The 19094-nt window shown below is 74.4% G+C and carries 18 protein-coding genes; 11 read left to right on the top strand and 7 right to left on the bottom strand.

Features of this window, described 5'->3' with window-relative positions; translation table 11 throughout:
* The first annotated feature begins 128 nt into the window (after positions 1-128).
* The 5 genes from pyrH (at position 129) to ACFT55_RS06900 (ending at position 4157) form a co-directional block, all read left to right on the top strand.
* Positions 129-887: a UMP kinase gene (gene pyrH, locus ACFT55_RS06880; RefSeq protein ID WP_380242941.1), complete on the top strand. Its 759-nt coding sequence runs from the start codon at positions 129-131 to the stop codon at positions 885-887.
* 71 nt (positions 888-958) lie between these two features.
* Positions 959-1516 carry a ribosome recycling factor gene (frr, locus tag ACFT55_RS06885; protein ID WP_380242943.1) on the top strand — a complete coding sequence of 186 codons (558 nt, stop codon included), beginning with the start codon at positions 959-961 and terminating at the stop codon, positions 1514-1516.
* Positions 1516-2412 carry a phosphatidate cytidylyltransferase gene (locus ACFT55_RS06890; RefSeq protein WP_380242945.1) on the top strand — a complete coding sequence of 299 codons (897 nt, stop codon included), beginning with the start codon at positions 1516-1518 and terminating at the stop codon, positions 2410-2412. The genes frr and ACFT55_RS06890 overlap by 1 nt, the downstream gene beginning before the upstream one ends.
* Positions 2413-2517: 105 nt before the next feature.
* Positions 2518-3609 (top strand): 23S rRNA (adenine(2503)-C(2))-methyltransferase RlmN, encoded by a 1092-nt coding sequence (gene rlmN / locus ACFT55_RS06895; RefSeq protein ID WP_380242994.1) that lies wholly within the window; start codon positions 2518-2520, stop codon positions 3607-3609.
* The gene (locus ACFT55_RS06900) at positions 3606-4157 is read left to right on the top strand and encodes a DivIVA domain-containing protein (protein WP_380242947.1); all 552 of its coding nucleotides are present in this window, start codon (positions 3606-3608) and stop codon (positions 4155-4157) included. Before rlmN ends, ACFT55_RS06900 begins: the two co-directional genes overlap by 4 nt.
* On the opposite strand, the gene ACFT55_RS06905 is transcribed toward ACFT55_RS06900, so the two are convergent.
* Positions 4091-4534 carry a MerR family transcriptional regulator gene (locus ACFT55_RS06905; protein WP_380242949.1) on the bottom strand — a complete coding sequence of 148 codons (444 nt, stop codon included), beginning with the start codon at positions 4532-4534 and terminating at the stop codon, positions 4091-4093. The two genes, ACFT55_RS06900 and ACFT55_RS06905, sit on opposite strands and share 67 nt — an antisense overlap.
* Before the next feature lie 70 nt (positions 4535-4604).
* Between ACFT55_RS06905 and ACFT55_RS06910 the strand changes: the two genes are divergently transcribed.
* Positions 4605-5864, top strand: coding sequence for an MFS transporter (locus ACFT55_RS06910; RefSeq protein WP_380242951.1), 1260 nt, complete (start codon positions 4605-4607; stop codon positions 5862-5864).
* Positions 5865-5876: 12 nt separating this feature from the next.
* Here ACFT55_RS06910 and ACFT55_RS06915 read toward each other — a convergent pair whose 3' ends face one another.
* On the bottom strand, positions 5877-6683 hold the full coding sequence (locus ACFT55_RS06915) for a hypothetical protein (RefSeq protein WP_380242953.1): 807 nt from the start codon (positions 6681-6683) through the stop codon (positions 5877-5879).
* 163 nt (positions 6684-6846) lie between these two features.
* Between ACFT55_RS06915 and dxr the strand changes: the two genes are divergently transcribed.
* Positions 6847-8037, top strand: a complete 1191-nt coding sequence (dxr, locus tag ACFT55_RS06920) for a 1-deoxy-D-xylulose-5-phosphate reductoisomerase (protein ID WP_380242955.1) — start codon at positions 6847-6849, stop codon at positions 8035-8037.
* Positions 8038-8127: 90 nt separating this feature from the next.
* Positions 8128-9450, top strand: a complete 1323-nt coding sequence (locus ACFT55_RS06925; RefSeq protein WP_380242957.1) for a M50 family metallopeptidase — start codon at positions 8128-8130, stop codon at positions 9448-9450.
* 37 nt (positions 9451-9487) lie between these two features.
* Here the strand turns inward: ACFT55_RS06925 and ACFT55_RS06930 are convergent, their stop codons facing one another.
* On the bottom strand, positions 9488-11881 hold the full coding sequence (locus ACFT55_RS06930) for a glycosyltransferase (protein WP_380242959.1): 2394 nt from the start codon (positions 11879-11881) through the stop codon (positions 9488-9490).
* A 127-nt stretch (positions 11882-12008) separates the two neighbouring features.
* Between ACFT55_RS06930 and ACFT55_RS06935 the strand changes: the two genes are divergently transcribed.
* Positions 12009-12794 carry a DeoR/GlpR family DNA-binding transcription regulator gene (locus tag ACFT55_RS06935; protein ID WP_380242961.1) on the top strand — a complete coding sequence of 262 codons (786 nt, stop codon included), beginning with the start codon at positions 12009-12011 and terminating at the stop codon, positions 12792-12794.
* Between the two features lie 27 nt (positions 12795-12821).
* Here the strand turns inward: ACFT55_RS06935 and ACFT55_RS06940 are convergent, their stop codons facing one another.
* The 4 genes from ACFT55_RS06940 to ACFT55_RS06955 all read right to left on the bottom strand — a co-directional run bounded on the left by ACFT55_RS06940 (position 12822) and on the right by ACFT55_RS06955 (position 16626).
* Positions 12822-13664: a ketose-bisphosphate aldolase gene (locus tag ACFT55_RS06940; protein ID WP_380242964.1), complete on the bottom strand. Its 843-nt coding sequence runs from the start codon at positions 13662-13664 to the stop codon at positions 12822-12824.
* An 84-nt stretch (positions 13665-13748) separates the two neighbouring features.
* Positions 13749-14786, bottom strand: coding sequence for a 1-phosphofructokinase family hexose kinase (locus ACFT55_RS06945; RefSeq protein ID WP_380242966.1), 1038 nt, complete (start codon positions 14784-14786; stop codon positions 13749-13751).
* Positions 14783-15733, bottom strand: coding sequence for an ROK family protein (locus tag ACFT55_RS06950; RefSeq protein WP_380242969.1), 951 nt, complete (start codon positions 15731-15733; stop codon positions 14783-14785). Before ACFT55_RS06950 ends, ACFT55_RS06945 begins: the two co-directional genes overlap by 4 nt.
* Positions 15730-16626, bottom strand: coding sequence for an SIS domain-containing protein (locus ACFT55_RS06955; protein WP_380242971.1), 897 nt, complete (start codon positions 16624-16626; stop codon positions 15730-15732). The genes ACFT55_RS06950 and ACFT55_RS06955 overlap by 4 nt, the downstream gene beginning before the upstream one ends.
* Positions 16627-16855: 229 nt before the next feature.
* On the opposite strand from ACFT55_RS06955, the gene ispG reads away from it, so the two are divergent.
* Positions 16856-17998 (top strand): flavodoxin-dependent (E)-4-hydroxy-3-methylbut-2-enyl-diphosphate synthase, encoded by a 1143-nt coding sequence (ispG, locus tag ACFT55_RS06960; RefSeq protein WP_380242996.1) that lies wholly within the window; start codon positions 16856-16858, stop codon positions 17996-17998.
* A 54-nt stretch (positions 17999-18052) separates the two neighbouring features.
* Complete coding sequence (locus tag ACFT55_RS06965; protein ID WP_380242973.1) at positions 18053-18982, top strand: GNAT family N-acetyltransferase; 930 nt, start codon at positions 18053-18055, stop codon at positions 18980-18982.
* The last annotated feature ends 112 nt before the right edge of the window (positions 18983-19094 follow it).

A 19094-nucleotide genomic window follows, 5' to 3' on the forward strand; every position in this document is an offset into this window, starting at 1 on the left:
GTGCGGTCGGGCCTGTCGCATACCCGCCCGCGCCGCCTGACGGGGCGGGATCCGCCGTCCGGTGCCAGGATCGCGGAGGATGACCAACACGGCACGCGGAACAGACCGAGAGAGCGACGGTGACGCACGTGACCGAGACCAACCAGACCACCCCGACCGCGACCGCGGGGGAGATCGTGCCCGCGCGCCGGGTGCTGCTGAAGCTCTCCGGCGAGACCTTCGGCGGCGGCAGCGTCGGCCTCGCGACCGACGTCGTGCGCCGTATCGCCCAGGAGATCGGCGAGGCCGTGCGCCAGGGCGTGCAGGTCGCGATCGTCTCCGGCGGCGGGAACTTCTTCCGTGGGGCCGAGCTCTCGCGCGCCGGCCTGGACCGGGCCCGTGCGGACTACATGGGCATGCTCGGCACGGTGATGAACTGCCTGGCGCTCCAGGACTTCCTCGAGCAGGACGGCGTGACCACGCGCGTGCAGACCGCGATCACGATGGGCCAGGTCGCGGAGCCGTACATCCCGCTGCGGGCGATCCGCCACCTCGAGAAGGGTCGCGTGGTCATCTTCGGCGCCGGCGCCGGCATGCCGTACTTCTCCACGGACACGGTCTCGGTGCAGCGCGCGCTGGAGACGCACTGCGACGAGGTGCTCATGGGCAAGAACGGCGTGGACGCGGTGTACTCCGCCGACCCGCGCACCGACCCCGACGCCGAGCGGCTCGAGCACCTGACGTACACCGACGCCCTGGTGCGCGGCCTCAACGTGATGGACGCCACCGCGCTCTCCCTGTGCCGGGACAACGACGTGCGGATGCGCGTCTTCGGCCTGGAGGAGCCGGGTAACGTGACCCGCGCCCTGCTGGGCGACAAGATCGGCACGCTGGTCACCACGCACTGATCCGCGCCGGGACCGCGACGCAGGACACGACCGACGAGCACGACGAGCACGACGACGAGAATGGAGCACCGGTGATCGACGACACCCTCCTCGAGGCCGAGGAGAAGATGGACAGGGCGATCGAGGTCGCCAAGGAAGAGTTCTCGGGGATCCGCACGGGCCGCGCCAACTCGGGCATGTTCTCGAAGATCACCGTGGACTACTACGGCGCGCCGACGCCGCTGCAGCAGCTCGCGTCGTTCAACATCCCCGACGCGCGCACGGTGCTCATCTCCCCGTTCGACAAGGGGTCGATGACCACGATCGAGAAGGCGCTGCGCGAGTCCGACCTGGGCGTCAACCCGTCCAACGACGGCAACTCGATCCGCATCGTCATGCCCGCCCTCACCGAGGAGCGGCGCCGGGACTACGTGAAGATGGCCAAGACGAAGGCGGAGGACGCCCGTATCTCCGTGCGCAACGTGCGTCGGAAGGCCAAGGAGGAGCTCGACCGCATCGTCAAGGACGGCGAGGCCGGCGAGGACGAGGTGGCCCGCGCCGAGAAGGAGCTGGAGTCGCTGACGAAGAAGCACGTCGAGGCGGTCGACCAGCTGCTCGCCGGCAAGGAGACCGAGCTGCTCGAGGTCTGATGGTGGCCCATCCCCTCGAGCCGGGCGAGGACGCGACCCCGCTGGACCCGGCCACCGGCGGGGCGACCGACCCGACGTCGTCGCGCGCCGGCCGCAACCTGCCCGCGGCGATCGCCGTCGGCGTGCTGCTGCTGGTCGCGGTGGCGGCGTCCCTGTGGTTCCGGCCAGAGCCGTTCGTGGCCGTGGCGGCCGTCGCCGTGGGCGCCGCGCTGTGGGAGCTGCGCCAGGCCTTCGCGCGGCGTGACATCCATCTGCCGATGCTTCCGCTCCTGGTGGGCGGGGTGGGCATGGTGGTCTCGGCGTACACGTCGGGGCCGGAGGCGCTGCTGGTCGCGTACGTCCTGACGGTGGGCGCCGTGGTCGTCTGGCGGGTGCTCGACGGTCCGGGCCCGCAGGCCCTGCGCGACTCGGCCGCCGCCGTCTTCGCGGCGACGTACGTGCCCTTCCTGGCGGGCTTCGTCCTCCTGCTGCTCGCCCAGCCCGACGGCGAGCTGCGCGTCGCGCTGTTCATCCTGCTGGCCGTCGCGAACGACACCGGTGGGTACATCGCCGGCGTGACGATGGGACGCCACCCGCTGGCGCCCACCGTGAGCCCGAAGAAGACCTGGGAGGGGCTGGCGGGCTCGGTCGTGCTCGCCACCGCGGTCGGTGTGGCGGGCGCGGTGCTCGCCCTCGGCGCCAGCCCGCTGCTGGGCATCGTGCTGGGCGTCCTCACCGCGATCACGGCCACGGTGGGCGACCTCGCCGAGTCGCTCATCAAGCGCGACCTAGAATTGAAGGACATGGGTTCGCTGCTCCCGGGTCACGGGGGCGTGCTGGACCGCCTCGACTCGCTGGTCGTCACCGCCCCGTTCGTGTACCTCGTGCTCACCATGGCGCCGTCGACGGCCCTGTAAGGAACTGTCATGCCCCCCACCTCCGCCCGTCCCGCGACGTCCGGCACCGACCTCGGGATCCCTGCGGTCCGGCCCGGCGACGAGACCGCACCCATGCCGCTGCAGATGGCGCCGCGCCGGCGGGGCAAGCCGCCGAAGCACTTCGCCGACCTGACGCCCGCCGAGCGGGTCGCGTCGATGGAGGCGATGGGGGAGAAGCCGTTCCGGGCCAAGCAGCTCGCGACGCACTACTTCCAGCACTACACCTCCGACCCGGAGCAGATGACCGACCTGCCCGCGAAGACGCGCGAGGCGATGGCGTCGACCATGTTCCCGCAGCTCATCCGTCCCACGCGAAGGCTGGAGGCGGACGGCGGCACCACGGTCAAGACCCTGTGGCACCTGTTCGACGACGCCAAGGTCGAGTCGGTGCTCATGCGCTACCCGAGCCGGACCACGCTGTGCGTGTCGTCCCAGGCCGGCTGCGGCATGGCCTGCCCCTTCTGCGCGACCGGCCAGCTGGGTCTGACGCGCAACCTCTCGACGGCGGAGATCCTCGAGCAGGTGCGGGCCGCGAACCGCTCGCTCGCGGAGGGCGAGATCCCCGGCGGCCCGACGCGCCTGAACAACCTCGTGTTCATGGGCATGGGCGAGCCGCTCGCGAACCCGAAGGCGGTCTTCGAGACGGTGCGCGCGCTCGTCGCGCCCCAGCCCGAGGGCTTCGGCATGTCGGCCCGCAACATCACGGTCTCCACCGTGGGCCTGGTGCCCGCGATCGAGAAGCTCACCAAGCTCGAGATCCCGGTGACCCTGGCCCTCAGCCTGCACGCGCCCGACGACGACCTGCGCAGCGAGCTGGTGCCGATCAACACGCGCTGGAGCGTGGACGAGGCGCTGGACGCCGCGCGGCGCTACTTCGAGGTCACGGGCCGGCGCGTGTCGATCGAGTACGCCCTCATCAAGGACATGAACGACCACGGGTGGCGCGCCGACCTGCTGGGGGAGAAGCTCAACGCTCGCGGGCGCGGCTGGGTGCACGTGAACCCCATCCCGCTCAACCCCACGCCCGGGTCGATCTGGACCGCGAGCGACCGTGCTGTCGAGGACGAGTTTGTGGCACGCTTGCGCGGTCACGGCATCCCCACCACGATCCGTGACACCCGTGGGAGCGACATCGACGGCGCCTGCGGGCAGCTGGCTGCCGAGGAGGACGAGTGAGCACGCTGTTCAGCACGGTGTCCGCGATGCGCACCGGGTACGACCGGGACGAGGTCGAGGAGTTCTTCGACCACGCCCGGCAGGCCTACGAGGGGCGCACGGCGGAGCCCCTGTCGCACGCCGACATCCAGGTGTCGACGTTCGACCTGGTGCGCGGCGGTTACGACACGCACGAGGTCGACGCGGCGCTGGACCGGCTGGAGGCCGCGTTCATCGCACGCCAGCGCGCGGAGTACGTGGCCGCGCACGGGCAGGAGGCCTGGATGGCTGCCCTCGCCGACCGCGCGCGCACGATGTACGGCCGCCTCGGCCGGCCCGACGGCCAGAAGTTCGCGCCCCCGGAGCGCGGCGCGCACGGCTACGACACGGACGACGTGGACGCGCTGTGCGACCGGCTGGTCGCCTACTTCGACCGGCAGGAGCCGCTGACCTCCGGCGAGATCCGTTCGGCCACGTTCAGCCGGGCCAAGGGCTCGGAGGCTTACGCCGAGGGGCCCGTGGACCGGTTCTTCGCCCGCGCGATCGAGGTGCTGCTCGGGGTCGAGTGACCCACCGTCTCGGACAGCATTGCGGCGTGCTCCGTGCGCACGAGGAAGTCGCGGATCGTGTCGCGGCTGCGGGTGAGGCAGGCGATCCGGTCCTCGATCCCGCCCAGCTCGGAGGCGAGCATGTCCGCGACGGTGCGGGTGCAGGTCGGGCGGTCCTGCGCGGCCGTCTCCTCCATGTCGAGCAGCACCTTGATGAGCCGGGTGGGGATGCCGGCTCGCACCATGCCGGCCACCCGGGCCACCCGCTCGACGTCGGCGTCGGTGTACGTCCGGTAGCCGTTCGCCGCGCGCTCCGCCGTCAGCAGGCCCTGCTGCTCGTAGTACCGGACCAGACGCGTCGCCACGCCCGTGCGCCGAGCGACCTCGCCGATCTTCATGGGTTCCCCCTCCTGGTGACGCCGGTCACCCTTGACCTTGACATTGGTGTCAAACTCTAGCGTCGTCGGCATGACCACCTCACGCTCGACAAGGCGACCTGCGACCGACCTCCCCTGGCCGTCCCTCCTGGTGCTCGGCAGCGCCACGTTCACGATGGTGACGGCCGAGATGCTGCCCACCGCCCTGCTGCCGCAGATGAGCGCCGGGCTCGGGGTGGACGAGGCGCGCACCGGGCTGCTCGTCTCCGTGTGGGCGGCCACCGTGGTGGTCGCGAGCTTTCCCCTGGTGCGCCTCGTGGCAGGCCGGGACCGCAGGTCGGTGATCGCGGTCGCGCTCGCCGTCCTGGCCGCCTCGTCGGCCGCGACGGCGCTCGCGCCGGCCTACGGCGTGGCGGTGGGCGCCCGGCTGGGCGGGGCCGCGGCCGTGGGGCTGCTGTGGGCGACCGCCAACGCGCACGTCGCCGACCTGGTGCCCGACCGCCTGCTAGGCCGCTCCGTCGCGGTCGTGCTCGGCGGCGCCACGCTCGGTATGGTGCTCGGCACCCCGCTCGCGAGCCTCGTGACACGTGCCGTCGGCTGGCGGGCGGCGTTCGCCGGCCTCGCCGTCCTGACGCTCGTCGTCGCCGTCCTCGTGCGAGCCGTCGTCGCGCGGGCATCGGGTGTCCGGCCCCCGGACGCGAGCTCCGCCGCCGGTGCCTCCGCGGCGCAGGGGCCGGCGGCGGGTCCGGGCCCGATGATCGCGGTCACGGCGATCGTCGGCGTCCTCCTGGTGGGGCACTACGGCGCGTACACGTACGTCGTGCGGATCGTCGAGGCTCCCGCGGCGGCGCTGCCGGGCGGGGTGAGCGCGCTGCTCCTGGCGTTCGGGCTCGCCTCCGCGCTCGGGGTGGTCCTGGCGGGTCGGTTCGGCGCCCGGACCGCGCCCGCGCTCGTGGTGAGCACGGCGGGCACGGCGCTGGCACTGCTCGGGCTCGTGGTGGTGGACGTGCACCCCGCTCTCGGCGTGGTGGTCGTGGTGCTGTGGGGCGTGGCCTCGGGTGCGCTGCCGCCCCTGGCGCAGACGTTGATCCTCCGGCTCGGCGGGCCCGGGCGCCGGGCGACGGCGGGCGCACTGATCCCCGTCGTCTTCAACGGCGGGATCGCGGTCGGTGCGGCGCTCGCCTCCGTGGTCGTGGCGACCGGCGGCGTCGGGTCCCTCCCGATCCCCGCCGCCGTCGTGGTCGGGGCGACGGCGGTGGCGCTCGCCGCCGGCGCGGGCACCTGGTCGCGCACGGGGGTCGAGGAGCGCGCCGGGCGCGCCCCGGTGGGCACGGCGGCCGGCGGTGCCTGAGCCGGGCCGGCGTCAGCAGTGCGGCGCGACCGGACGACCCGTGCCGGTGTTCAGATAGGCGTCGGACACCCAGTTGCTGCGGCCGATGCGGTACCAGAGGTTCGTCGTGCCGCGGCTGCCGGACACCCACTGCCCCCGTGAGTAGCACAGGAGAGGCACACGCGCCGTGTTGGCCGCGAGCCCGGTGCGCGCCCGCGCGCTGCTCGGCCCGGACCGGACGTTCATGGTGCGCCCGTCGGTGACGACGATGCCCGTGCGGGCCGAGCCCTGCCACAGGTAGGTCACGTCGATCCAGGCGTTCCGGGGCAGCCCCAGGCCGTCGCGGTAGGTGCCGTCCGCGAGGTCGATGCCCGCCGGGTTGGTGACCTTGCGGCCGTAGAGGTCCCGGCCGCCGTTGTACCCCAGGCGGTACGCCGCGGACGCCTGCGGCGTGCCCTTCGGCAGGCTGCGGGCGGCGTGCCGGGTGGCGCTCCAGTAGTCGTCGACACTGTTCCACGGGCCGACGTCCCACACCGGCGCGTACTCGCACCGCGTGCTGCCCGCCCGGCACACCCGGACGCTGTAGGCACCCGAGCCCTTCGGGGAGAGCGCGCGCCGCGAGGGGAGGGCGACGAAGTGGTCGTTCTTGCGGATCTTGTGACCGTTGGCGGTGTGCTTGCCGACCAGCCCCTCACGGGTCGCGTAGATGCGGTGGGTCTCCCCGTCGCCGTCGGCGGAGGCCGGGGCCGCGACCCCGACGACGGCGACGGTGACGAGTGCGACGAGCCCGGCGAGAGCCCGTACGGGCGGCTTGCCGACTATCACGCGATGAGGACGCATGTAGGCGAACGTAACCGCGCTCACATCCCGGCGCGACCGGGCGAAAGTGCTGGTCGACGCGAAGTCAAGCACCCGAGCGGGTGAAGTCTTGCGTCTCGGGCGGCGCATCGCCCCTCCGTGCGGTCCCACCGGGGAGCGACCCGCACCTGGGATGATGGGCGACATGTCCGCAGCCTCCGCGCCCCGTACCGTCACCCTCCTCGGATCCACCGGATCGATCGGGACGCAGGCGATCGACGTCGTGCTGGCGCATCCCGACAGGTTCCGGGTGGAGGCGCTCAGCGCAGGCGGGACGGACGTCGCGCTGCTGGCCGACCAGGTCGCCACCGTCGGTGCGCGCGCCGTCGCGGTCGCCGACGCCGGCCGCGCCGACGACCTGCGTGCGGCGCTGGGCGCGCGCCTCGGCGCGTCGGCGGGCGGCGTCGAGGTGCTCGCCGGACCGGACGCGGCGACCGAGCTCGCGGGGCGGGGCGCCGACGTCGTCCTCAACGGCATCACGGGCTCCGTCGGCCTGCGCCCCACCCTCGCGGCGCTCGCGGGGGGTTCCTCGCTCGCGCTGGCGAACAAGGAGTCGCTCGTCGTGGGCGGCTCCCTGGTCAAGGCCGCCGCCGCGCCGGGACAGATCGTGCCGGTCGACTCCGAGCACTCCGCGATCGCGCAGGCGCTGCGCGGCGGGGCCCGCGACGAGGTGCGGCGCCTGGTGCTCACGGCGTCCGGCGGGCCGTTCCGCGGCCGCAGCCGCGACGACATCAAGAAGGTGACGGCCGCGGAGGCCCTCGACCACCCCACGTGGTCGATGGGACCCGTCGTGACCGTGAACTCCGCGTCGCTCATGAACAAGGGGCTCGAGCTCATCGAGGCGCACCTGCTGTTCGACGTGCCGGTGGACGACATCACGGTGGTCGTTCACCCGCAGTCGGTGGTGCACTCGATGGTCGAGTTCCACGACGGGTCCACGATCGCGCAGGCGTCGCCGCCGGACATGCGCCTGCCGATCGCCCTCGGGCTGTCGTGGCCGGACCGCCTCGACGTCGTCTCGCCGCCCTGCGACTGGACGCGTGCGGCCTCGTGGACGTTCGAGCCGCTCGACGAGCAGACGTTCCCCGCCGTCGGGCTGGCCCGGGCAGCCGCTGCCGCCTCGGCCACCCACCCCGCGGTCTACAACGCCGCGAACGAGCAGGGCGTCGCGGCCTTCCTCGCCGGCCGGATCGGCTTCCTCGACATCGTCGAGACGGTGGAGCGCGTGCTGGGCGAGCACGACGGCGTCGCTGCCGCCGACGTCACGCTCGACGCCGTCGAGGACACCGAACGCTGGGCGCGGTCGCGTGCCGACGAGATCCTCGCGCGGTCCTGACGAGCGCCGCGCGCGAGCAGCGCCGGCCCTGGTGTCGACCTGATGGCGACCTGTGCCGGGCCCGCGCAGCGGTGACCTAGGCTCGTGACCGTGGACCAGATTCTTGCCTGGGTGATCGGCATCGCCGTGATGGTCGTGGGCCTCGCCGTCTCCATCGGCCTGCACGAGGTGGGCCACATGGTGCCCGCCAAGAAGTTCGGCGTGCGGGTGAGCCAGTACATGGTGGGCTTCGGGCCCACGCTCTGGTCGCGCACCAAGGGCGAGACCGAGTACGGCGTCAAGGCGATCCCCCTGGGCGGCTACGTGCGGATGGTCGGCATGATGCCGCCGGCGCCGGACGGCGCCCGCCGTGGCGGCGGCTTCTTCGGGCAGGTCATCGCCGACGCGCGCGACGCGTCCGTGAGCGAGATCCGCCCCGGGGAGGAGCACCGCGCCTTCTACCGGCTGTCCACGCCGAAGAAGCTCGTCGTGATGCTCGGCGGCCCGGTGATGAACCTCCTCATCGCCGTGGTGCTGACGTTCGTCGTCCTCGTGGGGATCGGCGCCCAGACCATCACCACGACGGTCGGTGCGGTGAGCGAGTGCACGCCGACGTCGACGACGGCCGACGGCGCGCCCGTGTGCGGCGAGGGCGCCACGCCGTCGCCCGCTGCCACCGCGGGCCTGCAGGCCGGCGACGAGATCGTCGAGTGGGACGGCACCGCGGTCACGTCGTGGGACCAGCTCTCCGGGATGATCGCCGACTCCCCGGACCAGGAGGTCCCGGTCGTCGTGGAGCGCGACGGCGCGCGCGTGCCGCTGACCGTCACGACGGCCGACCGGCAGGTGCCGGTCGTGGACGCGGACGGTGTCGCGAAGGTCGGCGCGGACGGGCAGCCGGTGACCGAGACCGCGGGCTTCCTGGGGGTGACGCCGACGCAGGAGTACGAGCCGCTGCCGCTGTCGTCCGTGCCCGAGGCGGTCTGGCAGCAGGTCTCGGGGACGGCTGCGCTGATCGTCACGCTGCCGGCGCGCGTCGGGGACGCGGCGGTGCAGGCGTTCACCGACGAGCCGCGCTCGCAGGACTCGGTGATGTCCGTCGTGGGCGTCGGCCGGATGGCGGTGGACGTCGTGGCGGCTGAAGCTCCGCTGCAGACCACTCTGCAGTACCTGCTGAGCCTTCTCGCCGCGCTCAACGTCGCCCTGTTCGTGTTCAACCTCATCCCGCTGCTGCCGCTGGACGGCGGGCACGTGGTCAACGCGCTGTACGAGGGCGCGAAGCGGACCGTGGCACGGCTGCGGGGCCTGCCACGCCCCGGCCCGGCGGACGTCGCACGCATGATGCCGGTGGCCTACGTGATGTTCGTGGTCCTGGTCGGGACGGGCGCCGTCCTCATCGTCGCCGACGTCGTCGACCCGGTGCGCCTGGGCTGAGCTCCCTCGGCTGAGGACGCCCGGTGAGCACGCCGGGTCAGGACGCCTTCCCGGGCGGCGCGGTCGGCTTGGTGGTCGGCCCGCCCCTCGAGGCCTGAGGATCCGTCGGACGGTTCGACGGGGTGGGTTGCGAAGCCTGGGTGGGGGTCGTCCCGTTCCCGGGAAGGTCAGTCGTGGTCGGCGTCGGCGTGCCTGCGGGCTCGTCCGACGGCGTCGGGGTGGGCCGGGTCGTGGGCTCGGTCGTCGGCCCAGTCGTGGGTTCGGTGTCGTCCGCCGGCTCGACGTCCGGGGCAGGGGCGTCGTCGGTCGCGTCCGGGTGGACCTCGTCCGTGCCGGCGTCGTCCGTCGTGCTCGCCGGGTCGGCGGCCTCGTCGTCGGCGGCAGCGGGGTCCTTCGGCCCCGCCAGGTCCGTGTCGGGCAAGATCTCGTCGGTGGACACCCGAGCCGCCCGGAGGGCGGACGGGACGGACGGGCGATCGGGGAGCTCCGAGGGCCACACCGTGACCGCGATGACGGCGGCCATCGCGACGCCCACGGCGACCGTCCCGCCCCACCAGGCGGTCTCCCACGACGTGAGACCGCGGCGCCGGCGGCGGGCCAGCTCCTCGGGCAGGTGGCTGCGGAGGGCGGCGATGCTGTTGTACGGCGCCAGGAGGAAGCCCACCCCCTGCAGGCAGAGCAGGGCGCCCACCGCACCCGCGGAGACCGTGCCCTGCGCGACCGCCACGGCACCGACCGCGAGGGCGACCACTCCGACGACGAGCTCGGTGAGGTTCGCGCGCAGCGCGAAGGCGACGCTCAGGGTGCCCCGCTGCTTGGGGGTGCGCAGGAAGACGCCCTCCCGGGCGAACAGCCCGCGCACGGACGCGGACGCCACCACCCAGCCGAGCGCGACCCACAGCCCGAACGCCCCGAGCGCGTCCCGCCACCGGGCGCCGGAGCTGCGACGCGTGAGCACGACGGCGCGGCTCAGTCCGAGCGCCACCAGCACCACGGTGCACAGGACGAGCACGTCGGACAGGCGCCGCACCACCGTGCCCGCCCCCAGGACGGCGTCGGCCGCCCCGAGGAGCAGGAAGCCGGTGAAGACCACCGAGGCCACGTCGCCGAACCACTGGAGCCCGCCGACCAGGTAGGCCCACCGCTGGGCCAGGGTGAGCCGGTTGGCCGGCGTCGCGCGCCCGGGCAGCAGGGAGCGCCAGTGCATGCGCAGGATCTGGATGCCACCGAAGCACCACCGGAAGCGCTGGCGCTTGAGCGCCTCGAAGGTCAGCGGCATCACCCCGCGCCCGTAGGAGCGGTCCACGTGCATGCCGCGCCCGCCGGCGCGCAGCAGCCGGAGCGAGAGCTCGGCGTCCTCGGTGATGCACCATTCGTCCCAGCCGCCCTGGCCCTCGAGCGCGTCCCTCCGGATGAGCCCCATGGTGCCGCCGAAGATCGCGCCGTTGCGCTCGTTGCGGCTGGCCTGCGACACGTCGAAGAAGTAGGAGTACGAGTAGTACAGGCGGCGGAAGTACGCGGAGACGTCCCAGTCCCGGTAGTCCTGCGGGGTCTGCAGGAAGCTCAGCTCCGGGTCGGCGAACATCGGGGCGCAGTCCGCGAGGAAGTCCGGCTCGACGAGGTAGTCGGCGTCGATGATGCCGATGATCTCCGCGCGCGGGTCGGTGTGCCGCAGCGCGAGGTTGAGCGCGCCGCTCTTGAACCCCTCGAGGTTCTCGACGTGCAGGAACGTGAGGCGCTCGTGCGCCGCACAGAACGCCTCGACGGGGCGCCAGAGGGCCTCGTCGGTCGTGTTGTTGTCGATCACGAGGATCTCGTAGGCGTCGTACCGCTGCTGCAGCAGCTGCCGCAAGGTGGCCACCACCATGTCCGGCGGCTCGTCGTGCGTCGGCACGTGCAGGCTCACGAACGGCCGGGCGGTCCCCGGCGCCAGGTGCCGCGGGTCCGCCGACGCCGGCCACTGCCTGCGGGTGAGGACGTCGACGAACTCCCACAGGTGGCCGAGGCCGATGAGCGCCACGAAGGCCTCGACGAGCCACAGCAGGCCGCTCCCGACCGTGGCGACCGGGGAGAGGCCGGCCGTGAGGGTCCAGACGCCGGTGTACGTGAGGAACGACACGGAGGCCAGCACGCTGAGCGCCCAGGCGGTCAGGCCGCGCACGGCCCACGACCGGCCGGCAGGCCACCACCCGAGCACCGACCCGCCCACGACGGCGGCGGCGACGGCGGCGCGCGCGGGCGGCGCCCCGAGGAGGAGCGCCAGGGCACCGCCGGCGAGCGCGAGCCCGACGGCGACCGCGACGACCGTGGCGGCCGGTCGAGGCTCGGCGTGGCGGCGACGGCGCCGTCGACCGGTCACGAGGACCAGGCCGGTGGCGGGCAGGAGGAGGGCGACGGTGACCACCAGGATCAGGCCGGACAGCGAGAGCACCGGCACAGGGTAGGGGATCGCGTCCCGGGTCACGGCAGCGTCCGCGACCGGCCCGGGCTCGTCCAGTAGTGTCCTGAGCGGCACCGTGCCGCCCGGCGCGTCGTGCCCGGAGCGAGGACGGGGACCGATGACACGGCACAGCCGCCACACGCGCATCCTGGAGCTCGCCGCCCAGCGGGGCGAGGTCACCGTGGAGGAGCTCGTCACCGAGCTCGACGCGTCGCCCGCGACCGTCCGGCGCGACCTCGTCGAGCTGGCCAGCCAGCAGCTCGTCACCCGCACGCGGGGCGGGGCACGCACCACGGCCGTCGCCTACGACCTCCCGCTGCGCTACAAGACCGCGCGGCGGGCCGACGAGAAGCACCGGATCGCGGCGCACGCCGTGTCCCTGCTGCAGCCGGGTGACGTCGTGGGGCTCAACGGTGGCACGACCACCACGATGGTCGCGGAGGGCATCGCCACCGACCCCGACCTGCAGGGGCTGCGGGACGGCGAGCGTCTGACCGTGGTGACGAACGCGGTGAACATCGCGCACGACCTCACGGTGCGCTCGCACGTGCGGATCATCGTGACCGGCGGCACCGCGCGCACCCGCTCCTACGAGCTCGTCGGCCCGCTCGCCGTGCACACGCTCACCCAGGTGACGATCGACGTGGCGTTCCTCGGGGTGGACGCGCTCGACGCGGAGCACGGGGGGATGGCGTTCCACGAGGGAGAGGCGGAGATCAGCCGTCTGATGGGCCGGGCGGCGCGCCGCACGGTCGTCGTCGCCGACTCGACGAAGCTCGGTGAGCGCGCGCTGGCGCCGTTCGTCGACCCGGGGTCCATCGGCCTCGTCGTCACGACCACGGAGGCGGACCCGGGGCGCGTGGCCGAGCTGCGGGACGTGGGCATCGAGGTGGCCGTCGTCTGACCGCGCCGGGTGTGCCCGGGCGGCCCGTCAGGCCGGTGCGCCGCCGAAGAGGCGCAGCAGGCGAGCCACCTCGTCGGCCACGGCGTCCCGGGCCGGGCCGACGTACTTGCGCGGGTCGACCAGGCGCGGGTCCGCGTCCAGGCGGTCGCGCACCGCGCGCGTGAACACCCCGTTGAGGTGCGTGGACACGTTGATCTTCGTCATGCCGGCGCGCACGGCGCGCACCAGCTCGTCGTCGGGCACCCCCGAGGACCCGTGCAGGACGAGGGGGACGTCCACGGCCTGGCGCAGGCGGGCGACCCGGTCGAGGTCGAGGGCGGCGGTGCGGTCGGTCATCGCGTGCGACGACCCGACGGCGACCGCGAGCGCGTCCACCCGGGTCGCGGCCACGAACGCCGCCGCCTCGTCCGGGTCCGTCCGCACGCCGGGGGCGTGCACGCCGTCCTTGCCGCCGACCTCCCCGAGCTCGGCCTCGACGACCACGCCGGCCGCGTGCGCGGCCTGCACCACCTCGGCGGTCGAGGCCACGTTGTCGTCGTAGGCGAGCGCCGAACCGTCGTACATCACCGACGTGAACCCGAGGTCGATCGCCTCGGCCACCAGCGCGCGGTCGTCCGCATGGTCGAGGTGCACGGCCACGGGCGCGGCCGAGGCGCGGGCCAGGGCGAGGCACGCCGCGCCGACCGGGGCGAGCGACCCGTGGTACCTGACCGCGTTCTGGCTGACCTGCAGCACGACGCCCGTGCCGACGCGCTCCGCGGCGGCGACGAACGCCTCCGCGTGCTCGAGCTGGACGACGTTGAACGCGCCGACGCCCCGGGCGGCGGCGCGGGCGGGGGCGAGGAGCACGTCGGTGGTGACGAGGGGCACGAGGGTCTCGATTCTGCGGGTGGACGGAGGGGGACGGGGCGGGCGGGGACCGGGTGGGTCCCGGCACGCTGCGGGTGGGACGTGTCAGGTCAGCACGACACGCGTGCGGAGCGCCGCCACGTCGGCGGGGTCGACGTCGCCCGCGACGGGGCGCAGCACCGCGGCCGCGGACGCGGCGACGGCGAGGGCGAGCAGGTCCGGGCCGAGTCCGGCCGGGCCGTCCTGAGGGTGGTGCCGAGGACCGTCCTGAGGGCGGTGCTGAGGGCCGTCCTCAGGGCGGTGCTGAGTGCCGCGCTCAGGGCCGCTCTCAGGGCCCTGCTCGGCGAGACCCACGGCGAGGGCTGCGGCCGCGGCGTCGCCGGCCCCTGTGGGGTTGCCAGCCAGGGGCGGACCGGACAGCCGGGCACGGGCGACCACGCGGGGGCCGCCGGCGCCGGGCGTGTACGCCGTCATCCCGGCGGCGCCGTCGGTCACCACGACGTCGCCGGCACCGAGCCGCTGCAGCGCGGCCACGGCGTCGGCGGGGTCGGAGAGGCCGGTCGCGTCGGCGAGCTCGGCGCGGTTCGGCTTGAGCAGGTGGGCCCCGGCCTGCGCGGCCCAGCGCAGCGCGGGACCGGACGTGTCGACCACCACGAGAGCGCCGGTGCCGCACGCCGCGCCGAGCAGGTCCGCGAACCGGTCCTGCGTCGTGCCCGGGGGCAGGGAGCCGGAGACCGTGACGACGTCGCCGGGCGCGGCGGCGCGGGCCACGGCGTCGACGAGCGCCGACCACTCCGCGCCGGACGGCGCAGCACCGGGCTCGTTGAGGACCGTGGGGTGGGCGCCGTCGGCCGGCACGACCGTGACGCTCTGCCGGGTGGGCCCGGTGACGGGCACGAGCAGGGCGTCCTGGCCCGCGGCCTCCAGGTCGTCCCGGAACGCGGCGCCGAGCGGGCCGCCCGCCGTGGTCACGACGAGGGAGGGACGGCCGAGGGTGCGCGCGACGCGTGCGACGTTCACGCCCTTGCCCCCCGCGCGCCCCGTGGCCGTCCGCACCCGCAGGGACTCGCCCGGCTCCAGCCGGTCGACGCCGTAGGTCACGTCCCAGGCGGGGTTCGGGGTGACGGCGACGACGCGGGTCACGGGCGCCCCTGCGGCACGGCGTCCCAGGCGAGCAGCTCCGCACCTCGGACGCCGGCGTCGGCGCCGAGCAGCGCGGGTACCACCCGGGGGACCGGGTGGTACGTGAGGTGGCGGGCCACCGCGGCGCGCAAGGGGTCGAAGAGGTCGTCCCCGGCGCGGACGATCCCGCCGCCGACGACGACGAGCGGGAGCGCCAGCACGCGGACGAGGTCGGCGACGAGGCCACCGAGGCGCTCCACGCCGTGGTCCCAGACCTGGCGTGCGACGTCGTCGCCCGACCGCGCGCGGCGCAGCACCTCGGCCGACCCGCGGACGTCGGCCGCCGCGGCACCGGTGCGCTCGCGGTAGTGGCGCGCGATCCCCGCGGCCGAGGCGTCGGTCTCGGGGCAGCCGCGCCCGCCGCAGGGGCACGGCGCACCGCCCTGCGGCCCGCCGTGGCCGACCTCGCCCGCGTACCCGCCCCCGACGTAGGGCTCGCCGCGCAGCACGAGGGCGGCGGCGATCCCCGTGCCGACAGACAGGTACGCGTGGTCCGCCGCGCCGCGCGCGGCGCCGTACCGCCACTCGGCGAGGGCCCCGGCGCGCACGTCGTGCCCGAAGCCGACGGGCAGCCCGGTCGCCTCCGCGACGAGGTCGCGCACCGGGAGGTCGGCCCACCCGAGGTTCTCCGCCTGGACCACGAGGCCGCGCTCGTCGTCCACGGCACCCGGGACGGCCAGCCCGACCGCCACGACCTCGCCCCCGGCGGGTGCGACGGCGCGCAGGTCGGCGACCACGTCGAGGACGGAGCGGACCGCCGCGTCGGGTCCGCCGTCCGCGCGCGTGGGGACGGTGCGCCGCTCGAGCACCCCGTCCCGGCTCGCGAGCACCGCCTTGACGTCGGTCCCGCCGACGTCGAGCGCGACGACGAGCGAGCCCGGGTCCGGGCTCGCGGGTGCGCCGGTCATGAGGCCGCGGGGTCCAGGACGACCGAGCGGGTGAGGTTGCGCGGGGCGTCGGGGTCGAGCCCCTGGTGCTCGGCGTTCGCGACGGCGAGGCGCTGCAGGCGCACGAGGGCGACCTGCGGGTCCTCGTCCAGGCGGACGGCGAGCGCGCCGGTGCGCGCGACGTCGTCGGCGAGGCCGGGCACGTCCTCGCCGAGCAGGAAGACGACGCTGGTCTCGTCGGCGACCGAGATCGGCCCGTGCCGGTAGTCCATCGCGGGGTACGACTCGGCCCAGGCGAGCGACGCCTCCCGCATCTTGAGGGCGGCCTCGTTCGCGACGCCGACGGCCGGGCCGCGGCCGAGGAAGACGTACTGGCGGCGCCCGACCCACTCGGCCGGCAGCGGCTCCGCCACGGCAGGCTCGGCCGCGTCGGCCAGTGCCTCGAGGTCGTCGCCGAGCCCGGCGCGCAGCAGGCCGAGGGCGGACGTGGCGAAGCGGGTCTGCACGACCGACGTCTCGTCCGCGAAGTCCAGGACGACGGTGCGGTCGGCCTCCGTGACGGCGGGGGACGCCGGGTCGCCCACGATCGCGAGCGTGGGCTGCGTGCCGCGCACGCGGCCGAGCAGCTCGCGGATCTCCGTCGTGGTGCCCGAGCGGGTGACCGCGACGACCAGGTCGTAGCGGCGCCCGTACGGGAACTCGCTGCCGGCGAACGCGTCGGTCTCCCCGAGGCCGAGCTCTTCGCGTCGAGCGGCATAGGCCTGGGCGACGAACCACGAGGTGCCGCACCCGACGACGGCGACGCGGGCCCCGGCGGCGGGGAGCAGGTCGGCGTGCTCGCGGGCGACGGCCGCCGTGCGCCGCCACGTGTCCGGCTGGCTGGCGATCTCGGCGGTGACGTGGAATCCGGTCATGTCCTTGGCCCTCCTGGCGTTTGCGTGAACGTGATCAAGTCTGCCATGAAACGAGCACTAATGGTCGCACTCGGCAGGTTCTTAGCCGCCCCCGTCGGCGATCCGGCGCACCGGGTCGGATGTCCGCGGTGCGCAGCGGATGCGGCGATCTGGTGCGCGTCCGGTCACCGGGTGCGGTACCCGCGCCCGGACGCGCGATACTGGCACCGTGACTGCAGTGAACCTCGGCATGCCGACCCCGCCCGCTCCCACGCTGGCCCCCCGGCGCAAGTCCCGCAAGATCCAGGTGGGCAAGGTAGCCGTCGGCGGGGACGCGCCGATCAGCATCCAGTCCATGACGACCACCCCGACCACGGACATCAACGCGACGCTGCAGCAGATCGCCGAGCTCACCGCCGCCGGCTGCGACATCGTGCGCGTCGCCGTCCCGACCTCCGACGACGCCGACGCGCTGCCCGCCATCGCGAAGAAGTCGCAGATCCCCGTCATCGCCGACATCCACTTCCAGCCCAAGTACGTGTTCGCCGCGATCGACGCGGGCTGCGCCGCGGTGCGGGTGAACCCGGGCAACATCCGCCGGTTCGACGACCAGGTCAAGGAGATCGCGCGCGCAGCCTCCGACGCCGGCGTGTCGCTGCGGATCGGCGTCAACGCCGGGTCGCTCGACAAGCGGCTGCTGGAGAAGTACGGCAAGCCCACCGCCGAGGCCCTGGTGGAGTCGGCCGTGTGGGAGGCGTCGCTCTTCGAGGAGCACGACTTCCACGACTTCAAGATCTCCGTGAAGCACAACGACCCGGTCGTCATGGTGCGGGCCTACCAGCTCCTCGCGCAGCGCGGCGACTGGCCGCTGCACCTCGGCGTCACCGAGGCCGGCCCGGCGTTCCAGGGCACGATCAAGTCGGCCACCGCGTTCGGCGCCCTGCTGAGCCAGGGCATCGGCGACACGATCCGCGTGTCGCTGTCGGCGCCGCCGGTCGAGGAGGTCAAGGTCGGCACGCAGATCCTGCAGGCGCTCAACCTGCGCCCGCGCAAGCTCGAGATCGTCTCGTGCCCGTCGTGCGGCCGCGCGCAGGTGGACGTCTACACGCTCGCCGAGAAGGTCACGGCCGGCCTCGAGGGCATGACGGTCCCGCTGCGCGTCGCGGTCATGGGCTGCGTCGTGAACGGCCCGGGGGAGGCGCGCGAGGCCGACCTCGGTGTCGCGTCCGGCAACGGCAAGGGCCAGATCTTCGTCAAGGGCGAGGTCATCAAGACCGTGCCGGAGGCGATGATCGTCGAGACGCTCATCGAGGAGGCGATGCGCATCGCGGAGTCGATGCCCGCCCCCGAGAACGACGCCCAGGCCGGCGCCCCCGTGGTCTCGGTCGGCTGACGGCCCCGCGGCAGGCACGATGAGGACGGGGCCCGCGGCGGCGAAGGGGGCGTGATGGGCGGCTGGCGACCGGTGGTGCGCCCGCGTGGCGAGCCTGCGCGGGGGCTCGACGCGCGCCGCCCGCGCGCCCGCCTGCTCGGCCAGCAGGACCTCGCGGAGGCCCGCGCGCTGTGTGCGCAGGACCCGGTGACCTCCGTGCTCGCGGCGTCGCGCCTGGAGGCCGCCGCCGACGTCGGCCTCGCGGCCGCCGGCGGGCAGGTCTGGGGCTTCCCCGCCGTCGGCCCGCTCGTCGCGGTCTGCTGGTCGGGCGCCAACCTCGTGCCCGTCCTGGCCCCCGGCCTGTCCGGGTCCGACGCCGACGACGCGGTGGCAGCGTTCGCGGCCCTCGCTCGCGCGCAGGGGCGCCGGTCGTCGTCCGTCGTGGGGGAGCGGACCGCCGCCCTCGCGCTCTGGGAGCTGCTCGCCCCGTTCTGGCCCCCGGCGCGCGAGGTGCGCGCCGACCAGCCGTCCCTCGCCATCGCGCGCGACCCCGACGTCGAGCCCGATCCGGCCGTGCGGCGGTCGACCCTGGCCGAGGTCGACGTGGTGCTGCCGGCGTGCGTGCGCATGTTCGCCGAGGAGGTCGGGTACGTCCCCGCCGCGTCCCCCGGCAGCGCCTACGCCCTGCGCGTGCGGTCGCTGGTCGCGGAGGGCAGGTCGTTCGTGCGGGTGGACGCGGCCGACCCCGTCGGCGTCGTGGCCTTCAAGGCCGAGCTCGGTGCCGTGGCGGGCGGCGTGGCCCAGGTCCAGGGCGTGTGGGTGGACCCCGCACGTCGGGGCGAGGGGCTGGCGGCGCCCGGCATGGCGGCGGTCGTGGTCGCGACGCGGCGCGAGGTCGCCCCCGTCGTGTCCCTGTACGTGAACGCCTTCAATGCCCCGGCGCTCGCCACGTACCGCCGCGTCGGCTTCGAGCAGGTCGGCACCTTCACGACCGTCCTCTTCTAGCCATGTCCCGGGCGCGCCGAGCGGCAAGCCTCGTCCCTGGATGCTCGTTCCTGATCGGAAGATTGTGGTTTGAGTCATCTTCGGTCTAGGGTCGGCGGCGTTCCTGCCGATG

The sequence above is a fragment of the Isoptericola sp. NPDC057191 genome (assembly GCF_042670225.1).
Classification (GTDB): Bacteria; Actinomycetota; Actinomycetes; order Actinomycetales; family Cellulomonadaceae; genus Isoptericola.